We start from the raw sequence: 16,714 nt of genomic DNA, 5'->3' as shown, positions 1-16,714 counted from the left end.
CTCCGGGCTACCGGCAGGGCGGGGTCGTTCAGGCGGCGGGGTCGGTGAGGGCGAACGTGACGGGTTTCTCGGCGGCCAGGACCACCCGCCCGGCCTCGACGAGTTTCACGGCGGCGTTGTGGACCGCCCCGGCGCTGGCCTTCTTCGCGCCGGTTCCCTCGTTGGCCCGGTCGACCAGCTTGCACAGCTCGCTGACCTTGTACCGCTGGCCGGGGTTGGCCTCGAGGATGTCGAGGATCGCGCCGCGCAGGCTGCCCGACGCCCGCCGGGTAGGGGCCTGCGCCGCCTCGCCCGCCGCCTCCGTGCCCGAGGGCACGGCGGGTGATCTTTCCGTGGCGGCGTCGCCCGTGGTGCTGTCGGCGGCCATGCTGGCGGGAGGCAAGTCGGGTGTGACCTGTCCGGAGTCCGCCTCGTTCGCCGAAGGTGTCCCGATGGCCGGGTCGGTGTCGTCGGTCGTGACCGGAACCTCGGAATCGGCGGTGGAGCGGTCGCTGTCTCCGCCGTCGTCGGTCTCGTCGTCGTCGGTTTCGGTGGCTTCGTCGGGTGCCGCCTCGACGTCGCTTGGAGCGGGCGATGTCGGCTCCTGGACAGCTTCGAACTGCCCGTCGGCGAGGGCTTCGAAGGCTGGTGGCTGGTCGTGGTCCTGCCCGGTAGCCTCTCCGGTTTCCTGCGGGTCGTCGCCGCGCGGCCCGGATTCTGCGGCGGTGTCGCGGAGGGCGGGTTCCGGCTCGGGCTGGCCATGTTCGCCGCCCTGTTCGGCGTGCGCGCGGCCGGTGTCGGTCAGCCGCCACAGGCTGCGTCCACGCTCGTCGCGAGTGGGTTCGGCCAGTCCCGCGGCTTCCAGGGTGCGCAGTTTCGGGGTGGTGGTCGAGTAGCCGAGGCCGGCTTCGGTGGCGATGGCGGCGGCGGTGGCCTCACCGAGCCGGTGCACCGCGGTGAGAACCTTCGCCACGCTGGGCGCCGGCTGCGGTGTTACGGCCGCACCGGTGGTCGTGTCGATTGGGGTGGTATTCATGGGCGCGTGGCCCCCTTTCTCCTGCCGTGGGCAGGCGTTGGTGAGTGAGGCGCGTGCACTGATCCACGCTTCGAATCGGGCATTGATCAAGTCGTCTGCCCGTACTGCGGGACTCCGGCGACGCGCACAGGTGTGCCGCCCGGCAATCTCGCCGGGCGGCACGTTGGGACCGGGGTCAGTGCGCGGCGTGGTAGGCGTCGCGCACCCCGGCGGGGATGACGCCCCCGGTTCGCGGCCGGGGCAGATTCAGCTCCTGCCAGTTGACGGTCCACCACCAGGTGCGGATCTCCTGGCTCTGGGCGCGGTCGGTCGCGGCGCCGCGCTGCCGCCGAGGTGCCCGGGGCTGTTTCGGCAGGCGCCGCCCGGCCGTGATGAACGGGCCGAACGCCGCAGCCATCCGGTCGAAGTTGCCGGCGGACAGGTCGATTTCGTAGGTGACGCCGTTGAAGGCGAACTGGTAGGTGGCGACGTCGTCGGTGGAGCCGTCAAGGTCGTCGACGACGATCGCGGTGGTTTTGGTAGCCACGAGGGGCGACCTCCTGCCGATGGAGTGGTTCTTGAGCGGGTCGGCGGGTGCCGAGCCCGAGCCGATGGCCGATGAGGGCCGGTGGCAGCGCGGCGGGCAGCTGCCGGTGCTGCCACGTACGCAGAGCTGTCAGGAGTGCGATGACCTCACCGTGATCCTTGAGAAGTCTGAACCTGTGAAGTAAGCGGATGCGGTGCTGGGCGACGACGGCGCCGTGCCGACGGCATGGCGACGCGCCGATGGCCGCAGCAGTCGGACCGGTATAGCCGTAGCCCGCAACCGGTCAGGCGTCGCTGCCGCTGCGGAGAGGACGGCGCCGGAAACCCGTACCCACCGGTCCGGGCCTGGTTACGCGGCCATGTATCCGACCCCGCCGTCGGAATCGATCACGCGGACGATGTGCCCCGGCGACACGGGGCTCAGGTGTGAACGCTCAACGTTGGGCCACTGGTAGCCGTCGCCGCCGAGACAAGCGAGGGTATACCGGGGGTCGAGGAAACCGTCGATGACAACGTACAGATACGGGCCCATGTCCTCGAGGAGCGTGGCGTCGACGGTGACCATCTCACCGGGTTCCAACGCGCTGCGCATCTCGTGAGTCAGGTCCTCAGACATGATGTTTTTCCTTCCTACAGCTGAACGTGGCGTAGCCGTGTGTGGCAGACCGACACTCGCGCGACCCCGCCTGCCGAGTTGATGCATCCGGCGCAGCTCGAAGCTGTCGCGGCCAGCCATAACGCACCTTGCGGCAGACCCACCACGGCCTTTGGGGTTACTGGGTGGGTTGCTCAGTGCCGAGGCCGAGCTGGTGGCCGATGGCGGGCCCGCGGTGCACGGCGGCGACGGCGGCGGGCAGGTGTCGGCGTTGCCAGCCGTGCAGGGCGGCGGTGAGGTCGGCGGCGTACTTGCGGTGCTGGGTGAGGGCGGCGATGAGGCCGGCGGCCTGTTCGATGCCGTTGTTGGCGCCGCGGGCGGTGTGCGGGCGGACGGGGGCGAGGGCGTCGCCGAGCAGCACGGCGTGGCCTGCGCCGAGCGGCCAGACCATGCGGTTTGGTGGGGTGATGTCGAGGACCGGTACCGCCATCCGGGTGGTGGTGGCGTGGACGACGGCGGCGTGGTCGGCCGGCAGCAGCAGGTCGGCGTGGGTGTCGACGTGGGTGCGGGCGGCGGGGCCGACGTGTCTGGGTAGGGCGAAGACCCGGCGGGTGGGGTCGGCGCCGAACCGCTGCGTGTATTCGCTGCTGGTGCAGTTGAGGTAGAAGGTCCAGTCGCAGCCGCCGGGTACCGGGGCGAGGTTGAACTGCGCGCCGGGGCAGGGCTGCAGCCTCAGGAAGTCCCGCAGCCCAGGCTCAGGGGTGGTGTCGGCGATGCCGCGGTGGGCGACGTAGCCGGCGTACCGCAGGTTCCGGTCGGGGTCGAGCAGCCGGCGGCCGGTGGAGGATCGGCCGTCGGCGAACACGACCAGGTCGGCGGCCTCGGTGTGGCCGTCGCGGAACCACAGCTCCGCCCTGGCCGGTCTGTTCGGCCAGGGCGGTGACCTTCATGCCGGTGTGCAGGACCCCGGCGGGGAGGCGGCGAGTCAGCGCCTGGTGCAGCAGCGTCCAGGTGGTGTTGCGGCCCGGGTAAGTGCGTCGGATGGTCTCGGCGGGGTGGCGGTCGCGGATGGTCATCTGGACGATGGCCTCGGAGTCGTGGGCGACGAACTCGTGTTGCGGGATGTCGAGGCGGTCGAGCACGTCCAGGGCGGGATGTTCCAGGCCGATGAGGCCGCCGCCCAAGGGCGCGGACGCCGGCGCGGCCTCGTAGACGATGACGTCGTCAAATCCGGCGTGCAGCAACAGCAGCGCGGTGACGGGGCCGGTGATGCTGCCGCCGACGACCGCGATGCGGGGCCTGCTGGTGGATGTCATGAGGGTTCCCTTCGGCAGGGGTGGGAACCCGGGCACGGCCGTGCCCGGGTCTGCGCGAGTGCGCGGGTGGCCGGGCATCGGCCAGGTCGTGCCAGTGAGAAAGCGCGTCACCGGCGGCGGGCCGTGGACGCGCGGGTCAGCCGCCGTGGTGCGGCGGGTGGATGGACGTGTGCGAGGAGCGGGGCCGGGCTGCGCCGGCTGGTGCGCGAGGTGCGACCGAGCGGCGGGCAGCGCGGCAGGGTGCGGCCTTGGTGGGGTTACCGGCCGGGCGTGGTGAACGGCGGCGGCGTGGGAAGGATCCGCCGCGCCCGCTGCAGCACCTCGTCGGCGACCGGGATCAACGGCGTCGCGTCTGGTGAGGTGGTCGGGGTGGTGCGGTGCCAGCTGTGACCGGGGCTGCTGGCGATGATGGTCCAGGTGAACAGTGGGGTGAGGACCTCGGCGACCGCGGTACTCTGCTTGGCGTAGCTGTCGCGGTAGACCCGTACCCGCAGGACGTACCCGTCGGTGTGGTGCACGCGGGTCAGCTCGTAGCAGCCTGGCCCGCCCGGCTGGAACGCCTCGTCGACGATCACCGCGACCGGTCCTTCGGGTCGGCGGCGCGGAAGGTCGTCTCGGACGCGACGAGGGTCCACGGCCACTGGTAGGCGCCGATGGCGTAGCAGCGGTTGGCGTCCGGGACGACCCGGTCGTCCTCGACCCAGCGACCGTCCAAGCCGTCGTCGTCCTCCCACTCGACGGCGACCTCGTCGCCGTCGAACCGCAGCCGAGGATGTTCGCCCGGCATGTCGCCGGGGTAGAGGCCGTCGAGGTGGGTGGCCATACGCTGCACCGCGAACAGCGGGAAGCGGCACAGCAGCCCGGTGCGGGTGAGGGTGGTGTAGCCGGGGGCGACCATGGCGCGGTAGGCGCCGCCGCCGACCACGTCGCAGGTCACGGTCGCCGGGGTCCAGGTGGCCAGCGGTGGGGTGATGTCGCCGCGGTGGCGGGAGATGCGGTAGCGGTCGCCGGTGGTCTCGCTCGCCGGGTCGGGGTGAAGCCCGAGCCAGTGCAGCCCGTGGTGGTGGGCGTAGCGGAGCAGGTCGAGCAGGTCCCGCCGGCCGTCACGGTGGTCGGCGTGCAGGGGCAGGAATCCGTGTCCGTCGTCGGCGGGGACCGGGTTGCCGGTGGCGCCGGTGGCGGTGTGGGTCCAGGTTTCGGCGAGGGCCCGGTGGTCGGCGCCGTCGGCGTCGTACCAGCGGGGGATCCCGTTGGAGGACAACCAGTCACCGTCGGTGTCGTGGGACCAGATGAGCGCAGCCTGGTCCCGGGCGCCAGCGCGGTACTGCTGCCCGGTCCTCAGGTGCCTGCTCGAGGCGGCGGCGTGTTCAGCGAGGGGCAGGACGTCCTCGACGCGGAACCACAGTCGGTCGGACATGGCGAAGAAACCTCCTGGTAGGGGAAGAGGGAAAGGTCGGCCGTTCGCTGGCCGGGCTTGCGGGGAGCCCCAGCCCGGGGCGCCGGGCGAGTGCCGCGCGGGGCCGGCAGTGGGTCCACGCCACGCTGCTTCGGCCCGTGGGTACGGCGCACGGCCCGCAGGACCGGGTCGGACGTAAGCCCCAAGCGAGCGTGGTCAGGTGGTGGTCAACGTGGTGTGGGGGTGTGGCCGCACTCGTCGTGGCGGGTGTGTGCGTCGCAGGGTCGGGACGCTTAGGGGGCGCGGCTGCAGAGCTCGCGTCTGCTGCTGCTGCTGGTGGCCGGCGCGGCGCGGTGGGGAATGGGGTGGAGCCGGTCGGGCCGCCGCCGATCCCCAGGGAAGAAGGGATGGGTGGCGGTGCCCGACCGGTTCCGGATCCCGGTGGTGCTACAGGGCGACGGCGAGCAGCCGCTGGTTGGTCTCGATGGTGTCGAGGTACCGGGTCGCCTGCTCGAGGTAGGTCACCCGGTGGGTGAGGGCGTCGCTCGCGGGTGCGAGCTTGTGCCCGTCCGGGGTGAGCAGGGCGTCGCCGCACACGGCGGTGGTGGCGCTGTAGTGCTGGTAGGCCATCGGGCCTGCCTGGAACATCTCCAGCTCACCAGGGCTGAGGTGGGCGGCGCCGTAGCTGGCCGCGTTGTGCATCCGCATCGCGTTGACGCGGGGCTGGTTGTTGAAGTCCGCCTCGGCCCGCTCGCGCGGGTATTTGGCGGGTTCCGCCAGGTGGCGGGCCAGCAGGGTCGGCCACGGGGTGGCCGGCCGGGTGCCGTGCACGACCTGCTGCCACAGTTGGTGGCGGATGCCGGCGCCGACGCCGGCGGCGTGACGCATGGCGTCCAGGTCGAGCAGCTTGACCGGTCCGCCGGCGCAGTACACCGGACGTCCCTTGCGCGGTGCGACCAGGTCGCGCCGCTGCCACAGCCACATGTCCGGGATGGCCCAGAAACGGGGCTGCAGGGTGCCGGACACGCCGAAGTGCCGGTCGAGCTGGGTGGCGGTCAGGGCCTGCGACGGCAGGCCGTCGGGCAGGCAGACGATCATGGTGTTGATCGTCGCGGTCGGCGTGACCACCGGGCTGGTGGGCGCCGTGGTGCTGGCGGTGGTGGCCGCCGCGGGGGCGGGCTTGCGGCCCGGGCGGGGCGTCACCGTCGGCACGCGGGTGCCGTAGCGGCTCAGCGGAGTCGCGGCACCGTTGGTTGCGGTCATGAGGGGTTCCTCCTTCGGGTTGGGGCGCGCTATGGGCGCGCGGAAGTGGTCGGCCCACCGGGTACATGGGTCGACTCACGGGACGAACAGGGAATGGGTGCAGCAGAGGGCTGCTGGTGAAGCGGGATGGTGCGGATTGGTGCTGGTGGTGCGGTGCGACCTGGGGGTCGCCGCGCGGCGCGGGCGCCGACCGGCCCGGAGGCGGGTGGGCGGAGCGCACCGTTGGGGTGCGGCGGTGGTTCCCGAGGTGGGACCGGACCGGGTGGAGCGATATATGGGTGAAGGTGGTGCCGATGAAGGTAGCGGCCGGATCTGTCAGCGCCGACCGCCGTCACGATCGTCAGAAGTGCCGTTGACCTGCCCTGTCAGACGACCGCTCGATTAAGCGGGTGAGGAACGGTGAGGCTGTGAGATCCGGTCGGTCTCACAGTCGCCCACGACGGTGGACGACCCCCCTGCGCGTGCGGTGAAGGTGGGCGTCAGGGCTCCGGGGCGGTGGGGCCGCTGAGGTCGGTGTCGGTGAAGCGGTGCGGGTTGGTGGCCGGGTTGTCCGGGCCGTGATCTGAGGGCAGTTCATGCAGCCAGCGGCGCAGGCCCGGATCGGTGGTCAGCGTCCAGGCAGGCCCGGCGGGGTGCTCGCCGTGCAGGCCGGTGGCGACGGGCATCGCGGTGGGCACTCCGGCGAGGGCGTCGAGGAGGTGCTGCTCGCGGCGGCGGCCGGGGACGCGCAGCAGCACCGGGTACCGCGGCCCGTAGCGGGCGAGCTGCTCGTACCCGCGCAGCTTGCGCAGCACGGTGCCGAGGGGTTCGGTGCCGTTGTCGTGTTCGAGGAAGAACCCGACGGTGCGCCCACCGGCGTGCCAGATGCCGTGTCCGTCGGGCTGGACCCCGGCCCCGCTGCCGGCGGCGTAGGAGGCGGCGGCGAACGCGGCGGCGGTGTGCTGTTCGGACCACCACCGCGCCAGCCGGGCGTGCTCGTCGGTGCGGGCGTAGCCGAGCAGGTCGATGAACAGCTGGTTCGTGCCGAGCAGGTGGGCCAGGCGGCGGCTGCCGATGATGCGTTCGGTCCGGTCGATGTTGGTCCTCGGAGCTCGTGCACCGGCCTGGTTCGGGTCGTTGAACTGGGTGGGGTGGACCACGGCACCGAGCGGGCCGAGGGTGTAGAGATGCTGGCCGCTGCCGGTGGTGACGTCCACGAACCGGCTGACCGCCTCCATCTGGTGCAGCTGGGCGAGTCGGAGCCGGGCAGAGCGACGGGACGGGAACAGCGCTGCCGTGATCTGGTCGGTGGAGAGGACGTAGTGCTCGGCGAGCAACCGCAACAGTTGATGATCGCGGGTGGTGAGTCGACGAAGCCGGTCCAGACGAGCGAGACGGGAGGACGAACGGGAACCGGACGAGGAGCCGGAGGACGAGGCGGACGACGACCGGGAGACGGAGTTGTTGGTAGGCACGGTGGATGCTCCAAGCGGAAGAGGAGTTCCCTCCGAGGGGAGGGTGTCTGAGTTCGGTGAGGTCGTCACCGGAGGCTGGTGACCGCCGGTGAGCGGCACTGACAGACCCGGAGAGCCGGAATCTGTCAGTGCGGTGTGGTGATCGGTGGTGAAGGGCTGGTGAAGCCCTCACGGAAGGGGTGACCGGGACGCGGTCGACCCGGCCGGCCTGGGTCGGCCTGGTCTGTCGATCTCTCGCCAACCGCCCTGCGGCGTTCAGGCGTTCGCCTTCGGACCGCTCTTGCCCCGGGCCCGGCGGTTGTCGTCGGGTCGGGCCGAGAACCGGTCGACGAGGTCATCGATCGCGCTGGTGTCCTGCGCCGGTACCGCCTCAGCGGCGGCCTGCCGGATCGCCGTCGCCTCGCCCACGACCGGCTTCGGCGGTCGGGTCTTGAGGGTGAACGCCGGTGTCTGCCGCCCGGCGACGACGAGGCGTCCGGCGGCGGTGTAGGCGTCCAGGTGGGTCAGGTCGTGCTCGTCGAGTTCGGGCAAGGTATGCCTCGCGAGGACGCGGGCGTCCTCGGGGGCGACGGAGAAGTACAGCTTGTTGCGGGCGTTCGCCGAAGCGGCGGCGAGGAGGTCCTTCGGGAACTGGGCCAGGTCCTGGTGGGCGAGGACCATCGACAGCCGGTACTTCCGCGCCTCCGCCAACATCGAGTCCAGGCTGTTGGCGAGGGTCAGGAAGTTCTGACACTCGTCGATGATCAATGTGGCGTCCCGGCGTTTGTCCGCCGGCACGCCCGCCCGGGCGGTCGCGGCCTGCCACACCTGCGCCAGCACGAGCGAGCCGAGCAGCTTGCTGGTGTCCTCACCCAGCTGGCCCTTCGGGATGCGCACCAGTAGCGCCCCACCGTCGAGGACCTTGCCCATGTCGAAACTCGATTGGGGGTAGCGCATGGTGCGTTTGACGAAGTCCCGCAGCAGGAACGCCCGCAGGCGGGCCAGGACGGGGCCGATGACCTGGGAGCGCAGGGCGGGGTTGAGGTCGTCGTACCACTGCCAGAACCCGGACAGGCCGGCCGGGTCGTCCAGGCCGACGGTCATCGCCGACCGGAACTGGGCCGAGTTGAGCAGGGGTGGGATGTGTTGGAGGGTGACGTTGGCGTGCCGCAGCAGGGTCAGGCAGGCGACCCGCATGACGTCGTCCATGCGCGGTCCCCACGCCTTGGCGAAGATGTTCCCGAAGATCGACACGAGGTTGTCGACGACGAGGTCGGGGTCGGTGCCGGATAGCGGGTTGAGGGTCGGGGGGTTGGGCTGGTCGGGGTCGAACAGCACCACCCGGCCGGCGACGCTGGCGGGGAGCCGGTCGAGGATGTCGAGGACCATGTCGCCGTGTGGGTCGATGACGACGGTGCCCCGGCCGGCTGTGATGTCCTCGACGGCCATGTTGACCAGCAGGGTGGTCTTCCCGGAGCCCGTCGATCCGACCACATGCATGTGATACCTCGCATCGGCGACGGACAGGGCCACCGCGTGGCCACCGACTTCGGCGTCGCCGAGGACTTTCATCCCGCGGCCGCCGGTCGGCACCGCCACCGGGGCGGGCATGGACTTCGCCCGCGCCCGATCCAGCCCCGGCACGGCCAGATCCCGGGGCAGGGCGGCGAGGACGGCCAGCTCGGGGGTGGAGGCCAGGAACCCGGCACCGAGCCGCCGGGTGGCCAGCACGGCCACCGGTTGCGTCATCCGCGCGCGGTGGGCGAGGCGGTTGCGGCCGGCGTAGACGGCGAACGACGAGGCGACCGCGTCCGCGACACCTCGCAGCCTGGCCTCCGGCCGGGAGCCACCGCGGTGGTTGTTCTTCGCGATGGCGTAGCGGATGCCGATCGTCCACAGTGGGTGCGCGGTCTTGTCGAGGATCGCCCGCACGTCCCGCTCCACGCCGGGGTCCCGGCGGCCGGTCGGCTGGCCGCCGCCGCTGCGGGTGGTGGCGGTACGGCCGGGAAGGAACGCCTCGAGGATCCACAGCAGTGGCGCGGCCGGATTGATGGCCGGTACAGCCGTCTTGCCGTCGCGCAGCCGGCCGGCTGCGCGCCGCGCCCGTGCCGCCCGGCGGGGTGTGGCCGGTCGGGCGAGGACCTGCACGCAGGCGTACTCGTCCGGCTTGAGCTGCGACCCGGCGGACATCAGCGCCCGCAGCGGGTCGTTGTCGTGGTCGGTTTCGAACGGCAGCCACTCCGCCGCCGTCGGCAGCAGGTGCCCGCCGACGGCGGCCGGCACATCGAGGGGGATCGGCGGTGGGGCCTGGTCGTCGGTGGTGCAGGCGGCGCCGGGCCACGCGGCCCGCACGGCGGCCTCGACCGCCCCGGCCGGCACGCTGCCGGGCACCCAGATCGAGATGAGCAGCTGCCGGCCGGTCCAGGTGTACTGCCACACCACGTGCGGGCTGCCGTAGAGCAGCCTGCGCCGGCGGGACGGGGTGAGCGTGCCGTGCAGGTTCGCCCACAGCGCGGCGGCGCTGTGCGGGTCGACCTCCGGCGGTGGGGCGACCGTGACGAGGCGGGCGCCCTCGGTGTGGCGGCGGTGCCGCCACCCGTCGAGCAGGTTCCGCCCGGCGACGTAGACGACGAGCAGGGCGGCGGCGACGCCGAGCAGCCACGGCCGGTCGGCCGCCCACTGCGCGGCGTGCAGAATCCAGCGGGTGGGCGCGCCTGGCGGAGAGATGAGACCGGCGCCCGGCCCGGACGGGCTGGGCGCCGGCATCGGCGATAGGGCACGCAGGGGTGTCACAGGTCCTCCTCCCCATCGTCGGAGTCGAGGTCGGCGACGTCGGACGGCTTCGTGGTCGCGAGAAGGTGTTCGGCCTTGGAGGAGATCGACTCGAACGCGGTCCGGTTCGTGCCGGAGATCAGCAGGCCGTGCCCGACCCGGGCGGACAGCAGCATCCGCCGCTCGCCCGCGGTCAGGCCGAACGCGTCGGCGACCTGGTCGATGGCCTGCGGGGCCTGCTTGAGCAACACCTGCGTGGCCGCGTTCGACACGACGGCCTGGCCGAGGTCGGTGCCGAGCACGTCGGCGACGTCCTGGGTGATGACCGACAGGCCGGCGTTGCGTTTCCGGCCGGCCTTCGACATTTTGAACAGGAACCGGGCGCCCTCACCGTCGCTCATCAGCAACCACGCCTCATCCACCACCACCAGCCGCCTCGCCTCCGGCGAGGAGCTGGTGCGGTACTGCCGCGGCAGGTCGACCTGCCGCCAGATCTCGTCCAGGGCGAGCAGAGTGCCGACGGTCCGCAGCTCGTCCGGCAGGTGCCGCAGGCTCCAGACCACGAGGTGCCCGTCCGGGCGAGTCGTGGTCGGGGAGTCGAACAGGTCGGAGTACGAACCAGCCACCCACGGGGCGAGCCGGGCGGCGAGTTCGTGCGCGGCGGCGGCGTCGTCAGCTCGCAGCGTTGCGGCCAGATCCTTCAGCAAGGGCGCCGGCCGGTGGTGGGTGGCCGGGTCAGCGGTGATGCCCGCCTGCCGGTAGACGGCGAGGATCGCCCGGTCGAGGGCGGCGCGCTCGGCGGGCGGCGGCAGCTGCCCCACCAACACGCTGATCAGCGTGTGGAGGAACAGGCCGCGGCGGGTGAGCACGTCCGGGCGGGTGTCCCCGGCCGGCAGATCCAGGGGATTGATCTTCACGCCGGGTGCCCCGAGCCGCACGATGGTGCCGCCGACCGCGTCGGCAAGGCGGAGGTATTCGTCCTCGGGGTCAACCACGGAGACCTGCACCCCCTGGTACAGGTTGCGCAGCACGTCGAGCTTGACGAAGTAGGACTTCCCGGCACCGGAGCGGGCGAGGACGACGCTGTTGTGGTTCTCCTGCGCCCACCGGTCCCACCAGACGATGCCCTGCGAGTCCGGGTTGACCCCGTACAGCACCCCGCCTGTGGTGGCCGGGTCGCCGGGCAGCGGCGCCGGCAGATCCGCGCTGGCCAGGGGGAACGCGGCGGCCAGGGCCTGGGTGTCCATGGTGCGGCGCATCTGCAGGCTGTCCGTCGCCAAGGGCAGGGTGGTGGTCCAGCCGGGCAGATGCCGCCACGTCGCGGGCTGCACTTCGATCAGGGTGGACGCGGCGGCGGCCTTCACCTGCGCGCACGCGTCGAGGAGTTCGGTCTCGGTGCGGGCGTGCACGGTCAGGTACAAACCGACGCGGAACAGCTTCGCTGCCCCACGGGCGAGGCGCTCGGCGAGGTCGGCGGCGTCGTCGGCGGCGGCCTCCACGTACGGGTCGGTGAGTTTGCCCTTCTGCTCGTCGGCCCGACGGGACGATTCGAACCTGGCCCGCTGGTTCCGCAGCCGCGACGCCGCGACCGGCGCGGGAATCGGGTCGATGTGCAGGGCGAGGTCGAGGCGGCCCGGCCAGGACAGCAGCGGCTCCAGCCACGCCGGCCCGACCTCAGCTGGGTAGCCTGTGACCACGAGGGTGGCGGCGTAGCCGTCTCCGACCCGCAGGAACCGCGGCGTGACCTCCACCGAGGCCGGAGCTACCGTCGCCGCGAGTCCTGCGGATGCCGGGCTGGTGCTGTCGTCGTTCGGAGCGCGTCGGCGCATGACGGAGATCATGACGTCCTCCTGGTGCGTGGTTTCTTCGTCGGAGGGGCGGTAATGGTGGTGCCGGGTGCGGCGAGGCCGCCGGGGCGGGGCGGCCGGTAGGGGTCGGCCGCGGCGGCCAGGGCGGCGGTCGTGGCATGGCCGTCGAGGGCGCGGGTCGTGACGCCGAGCCCGGACAGGGACCGGACGGTCTGGTCGGCGCGGCGCCGGGCGGCGTGCTCGCCCCGCTCACCCGCATTGGTGCGGGTGACGATGAGGACCTGCCGGCGTAGCGGGTCCCGCCGTTCGGCGAGGTCGTCGAGGAAGCGTGCGTGGTCGGCTGCCGCGTCGGCGAGAGCCGGGTGCGGCATCCCGTCCGCCGTCTGGGCGAGGGTGCGGGCGGCGGAATGCAGGTCGACCGGCTGCGCCGACACCACGATCTGCGTCGGCGTCGACAGCGAGTTCAACCAGCGGCCGAAGGTGTCAACCAGGGCGGCCTGCTCGTCGGCGGTGCGCAGAGCCAGGTTGACGCTGGTCGCGGCGACCATCGCCGCCTTCACCCCGTCGAGGTTGATCTCCCCGTGGTCGTCGATGGCGTCGGCGGGAAGCTTCAGCGGCGCCGGCAGCATCACTCTCGACGCCGGGGCCTGCACCCAGTCGGGTGTCTTCGCGGTGGTGTCGGTGGTGGATAGCGCGCGTGGCGCCCGAGAGTGGCGGACCGCGGCCAGCAGCCACAGGTCCATGGGCAGTCCATCACGGCGGCCGACCGCGAGGCCGAACACCAGGCCGCCGAGCACGACAGCCGCGCCGAGCAGCACCGGCGCGGGCACGATCGCGTGGAGGGCCCGCCAGGCGCCGTAGAAGATGACGGCGGCGACGGCGAGGATCGCGAGTTGCCGGAACGTCAGCCCGTAGAGCACCTTGTCCGGGGCGTCCACGTCGGCGGGCATCCGGGCGGTGACCGGTTGTTCGTCGCGGCGGTCGCGGCTCATCGCCCCACCGCCCGAAGGCCGGGGATGCGCAGGCCGCGGGTGAGTTGCTGCACCACGACGACCCGCACGATCGCGCCGAGCGGGTTGCCGCCGCGTCCGCCGCCGCTGGTGGCATAGCGGCGCAGTAGCCCCGGCACCTTGAGCGTGGTCCACAGCAGGACCATCACCACGAACAGGTTGAGCACGCCGCCCGGTTCGACCGGTAGGCCGAGCAGCGGCAGCATGTTGCTGGTGTCCAGCAGCATCCACTGTCCGGCGAACAGGACGAACGCCTGCGCCACCGGGATGGCCAGCATGGCGACGTAGGAGCGCCACCACATGCGGGCCACCCCGTCGGTCTGCGGCAGGGCGTGACAGGCGAGGGCGATCGGGGCGACCGCGGTGAGGATCAGGGCGACCGCGAACCGGACGATCACACTGCAGGCCGTGGCGGCGAGCAGGAACACGATGATCGCCAGGCAGACGAGGAACAGCAGCCCGGCGGTCTGGTCCCGGGCGGCGAGCAGGTGGGTCTTGATCGCGTCGAGGGCGCTGTCGCCGTGGAAGTCCCGCTCGGTCAGGGCGGTGGTGAACGCGTTGGCCAGCGCGACGAGTTGGCCGGCGATCAGTTGGGAGAAGTGGGCGGTGACGAACCCGACGACACACCGCGGCATGAGGTCCTTGGCGGTGTAGCGGGCCCGTTCGTCGCCGCCGGCGACCATGGTCAGGACGCCGGCGGCGACGAACACCAGGACGAAGACGGTGTCGACGACCCAGATCGACCGTCCGGTCAGGGCCTGCACCTGCGGCAGGGCGGTGACGTCCGGGGTGATCAGCAGCGCGTGGGTGATCGCGGTGATCAACCCGTTGAGGCAGTCCAGGAGCAGACCGGCGAACCAGTCGAGGATCTGGTCGAGCGCCCAGGTCATCGTCAGCCTCCGACGATTCCCTTGACGACCTGCAGCAGGATCGGCGCGAGGACGGCCAGGCCGTAGCCGATCAGGGCGTTCTTCAACGCGCCCTTGGCCTTGTCTACCTGGGCCGGGTCGCCACCGGCGGTGGCCCAGTACACGCCCGCGAGGACCAGGAACAGGGTGGCGACGGCGGCGAGGATGCCCATCACCCAGGTCTGCAGGTTGGCGATGACGGTGGGTAGGTCGTTGGCGGCCAGGATGACCGGGCCGCCGGGGTCGGCGTAGGCGGCGGCCGGCACCGCCAGCAGCGTCACGGCCGCCGCGGCGGGCGTGGCGACGCGGGCGATGCGGCGAAGCGCGCGAGTGGTCATCGGCGGGTGGGACAGGGCGGTCAGGGCACGGGAACGTGCCCACAGCGGGCGGAACATGATGGCGGCACCTCCCGCCCCGGCTCGCGCCGGGGCGATTCGACGTGGGTAGGAGGCCGCCGCCGGGCTCGGGAGATGCCCGTCGGAGGGGACCGTGGTGAACCTCGGGAGGAGCTCGTCCTCCCGTTCGGGTAAGCGGTGATCGATGAGGTGTCAGCGCATCAACGTGGCGCGGCACCCGAGGCACCCGGTCCCGTACCGACCAGGCCTCCCGGCCCGGCGGCGGGCGGAACCACCCCCCTGCGTGACGCCGCAGTGGCGTCGGAGGAGTTCCGCACCCTCAAACCGGCGTTTGTGAGCCGTGGCGAACACCTGCCGATCCCACAGCACTCCGACGCGACCTCACAAACCTCTGACAGCCCGGGTCAGCGGCATTTCCGACGATCATGCCGCTGGTGGCGGACCTCGCCGTCGGCTCGGCCCCGAATCTCACAGCCGCCGAATCAACACCCCGTCAGCGCCGCTGTCAGATCCGCGAGAGATCCGTCAGGCCCGCTCGGCAGCGGCCACGGCGGTTCTCCCCCGTACCGGGTGGGGCCGGTCGCAGCGGTGGAAAGGGGCTGGGTTCGCCGGACGTGGTCGCGGGCCCGACCAGATGGTCGGGCCCGCGACCGGAGAGCCTGCGGAATGGTCGGCGGTCAGGCGGCTGCCAGCCTCACCCGCGCCGAGGCCGGCCGGGCGCCACCGCGGGCGGCCCGGATGTGCTGCCGTCGCTCGGCCGCAGCGGCGAGGTCCTCCCGCGCCCGGGGCGAGGTCGCCTCGGTGAGCATCCCGGCGGCGAGCGCGTCGGCAATGCGGACGTCGATGCGCTCGACGCGCCGCCGCAGCGTGTCGACCTCCAGGCCGAGGCGGGCGGCGATGGGTTCGATAGCCCGCCGGCCCAGCCGCACGTCGATGTAGGGCTGCTCGTCGCAGGCGTCGACGATGCCCAACTCGACCGCCCGGCGCACGAGAAGGTCCGGATGCCCGTAGGGACGCTTCGGGGTACGGGAGCCGGTGACATGGTCGAGGTCGTCCACCGGCACGGCCTCGGCGCCGTCACGCTGCCGCAGCTCGTGGCCGGCCCGCCACGCCGCCATGCACAGCGCCGCGTACGGCGCCGGCTTGGCCAGGTCGACCCGGTCCCGCAGAGCGCCGAGGAAGCCGGTGAGGATCTCGGCGTCCAGGTCGTGAGCGTCACCGGCCCAGCCGGTGTGCAGCCGGCCGGCGTAGCGGCGCAGCGCCGGCATCGCCAGGGCGACCGCGGCGATGACCCAGGCGGGACCGTCGAGACGGGCGCGGCGGACCAGTTCCCGCCACACGACGTCACGCGCCGTGTAGGCGCGGGGATGCTCCAGCAGCCACTGCCGCAACGTCGGCAGCGCGATGACACCGCCGGGCAGATCGCTGTCATCGCCGAGTTGGTCGGCCTGCGGGTCGAGGTCCAGTGACAACGGATTGGGATCACAGGTCAGGGCGGCGAACGCGGTGTCCACGGCGTCCAGCGGTGAGTCGGGCCAGTCCTTGGCGGACGCGGTCATGTCACGAACTCCCATGTCAGAGACGAATGTCGATGACGGGCCGGAGGTGTAGAGCCGGCGCGCCTGACCGCCATTGCGCCACCTCGGTCTCACCGGCCCCTGACAACGCAGGCCAGCAGGCATGAATCCTCGGCTCGACAGCACCAGCCGCCACCGACCACCCGCTGACTGACGACCGACGTTGGCGCGCGTCACCGTTCTGACAAAGCCTCGTTGACCTGCGCGTTGACACGACAGGAGGCGAAGGGCCCGGGACAAGGCCGCGAGGGACACGACACCGGCCGAGGGGTCTGACAACGGAGACCCAGCCGGTCTCACAGCGTCTAACAGCGCCCCGCGGGCGGCACGGTGTCAGATCGCGACAGGCTGACACTGCAGCCGAATGTCATCGTCAACCCTGCGCGCCGCGGTGGCGCGCCGTCTGACGGCGTTCGTCCGGCGTGGGGACGGTCTGACACGGCCACCGCCTCCGGTGACAATCCAGCACCGGCGTCCTCCGTGACGCCGCCGCCGTCGGGGACACCGGACGGCGATCTGACAAGATCAGCCAGCGCCCCTGTGTCATCGATGCAAGTCGCTGTAATGGTCGGGGTGGTCGTGACCGTGCGTGTCTGACAGCCGGGGGTGGCCGATCGCTCTGACGATCTCACGACGCCGACCCCAGCCCGGTCGAGCCGGCGACCGCCGGCTCATCCCGCGTTCCCGAGGCCCGCCGAGCGGATGTCCGTTCTCAATCAACCTGCTCCGGTCGCAGGGCG

At 72.1% G+C, this 16,714-nt stretch carries 13 protein-coding genes and 1 pseudogene; all 14 read right to left on the bottom strand.

Annotation, left to right across the window (positions count from 1 at the left end):
- Positions 1–28: 28 nt before the first annotated feature.
- The 14 genes and pseudogenes from T398_RS23840 to T398_RS23775 all read right to left on the bottom strand — a co-directional run bounded on the left by T398_RS23840 (position 29) and on the right by T398_RS23775 (position 15,956).
- Positions 29–1,015 carry a MarR family transcriptional regulator gene (locus T398_RS23840; protein ID WP_496450109.1) on the bottom strand — a complete coding sequence of 329 codons (987 nt, stop codon included), beginning with the start codon at positions 1,013–1,015 and terminating at the stop codon, positions 29–31.
- A gap of 175 nt (positions 1,016–1,190) precedes the next feature.
- Positions 1,191–1,541, bottom strand: coding sequence for a histone-like nucleoid-structuring protein Lsr2 (locus T398_RS23835; protein WP_496450108.1), 351 nt, complete (start codon positions 1,539–1,541; stop codon positions 1,191–1,193).
- Between the two features lie 348 nt (positions 1,542–1,889).
- A complete protein-coding gene (locus tag T398_RS23830) occupies positions 1,890–2,156 on the bottom strand; it encodes a hypothetical protein (protein ID WP_496450107.1) in 267 nt (88 codons plus the stop codon).
- 157 nt (positions 2,157–2,313) lie between these two features.
- Positions 2,314–3,451: pseudogene (locus T398_RS23825) on the bottom strand (FAD-dependent monooxygenase).
- Positions 3,452–3,708: 257 nt separating this feature from the next.
- Positions 3,709–4,026 carry a hypothetical protein gene (locus T398_RS23820; RefSeq protein WP_496450106.1) on the bottom strand — a complete coding sequence of 106 codons (318 nt, stop codon included), beginning with the start codon at positions 4,024–4,026 and terminating at the stop codon, positions 3,709–3,711.
- Complete coding sequence (locus T398_RS23815) at positions 4,023–4,868, bottom strand: hypothetical protein (RefSeq protein ID WP_496450105.1); 846 nt, start codon at positions 4,866–4,868, stop codon at positions 4,023–4,025. Before T398_RS23815 ends, T398_RS23820 begins: the two co-directional genes overlap by 4 nt.
- A 426-nt stretch (positions 4,869–5,294) precedes the next feature.
- Positions 5,295–6,110, bottom strand: coding sequence for a hypothetical protein (locus T398_RS23810; RefSeq protein WP_496450104.1), 816 nt, complete (start codon positions 6,108–6,110; stop codon positions 5,295–5,297).
- A 479-nt stretch (positions 6,111–6,589) separates the two neighbouring features.
- Positions 6,590–7,474 carry a replication-relaxation family protein gene (locus tag T398_RS23805; protein WP_496450132.1) on the bottom strand — a complete coding sequence of 295 codons (885 nt, stop codon included), beginning with the start codon at positions 7,472–7,474 and terminating at the stop codon, positions 6,590–6,592.
- Positions 7,475–7,819: 345 nt separating this feature from the next.
- Positions 7,820–10,309, bottom strand: coding sequence for a helicase HerA domain-containing protein (locus T398_RS23800; RefSeq protein WP_496450131.1), 2,490 nt, complete (start codon positions 10,307–10,309; stop codon positions 7,820–7,822).
- A 23-nt stretch (positions 10,310–10,332) separates the two neighbouring features.
- On the bottom strand, positions 10,333–12,144 hold the full coding sequence (locus tag T398_RS23795; RefSeq protein ID WP_496450130.1) for a VirB4 family type IV secretion system protein: 1,812 nt from the start codon (positions 12,142–12,144) through the stop codon (positions 10,333–10,335).
- Positions 12,145–12,152: 8 nt separating this feature from the next.
- Entirely contained in the window at positions 12,153–13,115 is a 963-nt protein-coding gene (locus T398_RS23790) for a PrgI family protein (RefSeq protein WP_496450103.1), read from the bottom strand.
- Positions 13,112–14,023, bottom strand: a complete 912-nt coding sequence (locus T398_RS23785) for a TrbL/VirB6 family protein (RefSeq protein WP_496450102.1) — start codon at positions 14,021–14,023, stop codon at positions 13,112–13,114. Before T398_RS23785 ends, T398_RS23790 begins: the two co-directional genes overlap by 4 nt.
- A 2-nt stretch (positions 14,024–14,025) precedes the next feature.
- A complete protein-coding gene (locus tag T398_RS23780) occupies positions 14,026–14,436 on the bottom strand; it encodes a pilin (protein ID WP_496450101.1) in 411 nt (136 codons plus the stop codon).
- Between the two features lie 638 nt (positions 14,437–15,074).
- Positions 15,075–15,956 carry a hypothetical protein gene (locus T398_RS23775; RefSeq protein ID WP_496450100.1) on the bottom strand — a complete coding sequence of 294 codons (882 nt, stop codon included), beginning with the start codon at positions 15,954–15,956 and terminating at the stop codon, positions 15,075–15,077.
- Between the last annotated feature and the right edge of the window lie 758 nt (positions 15,957–16,714).

The organism is Salinispora goodfellowii (assembly GCF_059570675.1).
Note: the sequence above shows the minus strand (reverse complement) of the source record. Positions and strands in the feature narration are given on the sequence as shown.

Bases quoted from the DNA above. Each gene is read 5' to 3' on its own strand.
- T398_RS23780 (WP_496450101.1), bottom strand. From the start codon at position 14,436: ATGTTCCGCCCGCTGTGGGCACGTTCCCGTGCCCTGACCGCCCTGTCC.
- T398_RS23790 (WP_496450103.1), bottom strand. From the start codon at position 13,115: ATGAGCCGCGACCGCCGCGACGAACAACCGGTCACCGCCCGGATGCCC.
- T398_RS23800 (WP_496450131.1), bottom strand. From the start codon at position 10,309: ATGCCGGCGCCCAGCCCGTCCGGGCCGGGCGCCGGTCTCATCTCTCCG.
- T398_RS23795 (WP_496450130.1), bottom strand. From the start codon at position 12,144: ATGCGCCGACGCGCTCCGAACGACGACAGCACCAGCCCGGCATCCGCA.
- T398_RS23830 (WP_496450107.1), bottom strand. From the start codon at position 2,156: ATGTCTGAGGACCTGACTCACGAGATGCGCAGCGCGTTGGAACCCGGT.
- T398_RS23815 (WP_496450105.1), bottom strand. From the start codon at position 4,868: ATGTCCGACCGACTGTGGTTCCGCGTCGAGGACGTCCTGCCCCTCGCT.
- T398_RS23810 (WP_496450104.1), bottom strand. From the start codon at position 6,110: ATGACCGCAACCAACGGTGCCGCGACTCCGCTGAGCCGCTACGGCACC.
- T398_RS23840 (WP_496450109.1), bottom strand. From the start codon at position 1,015: ATGAATACCACCCCAATCGACACGACCACCGGTGCGGCCGTAACACCG.
- T398_RS23785 (WP_496450102.1), bottom strand. From the start codon at position 14,023: ATGACCTGGGCGCTCGACCAGATCCTCGACTGGTTCGCCGGTCTGCTC.
- T398_RS23775 (WP_496450100.1), bottom strand. From the start codon at position 15,956: ATGACCGCGTCCGCCAAGGACTGGCCCGACTCACCGCTGGACGCCGTG.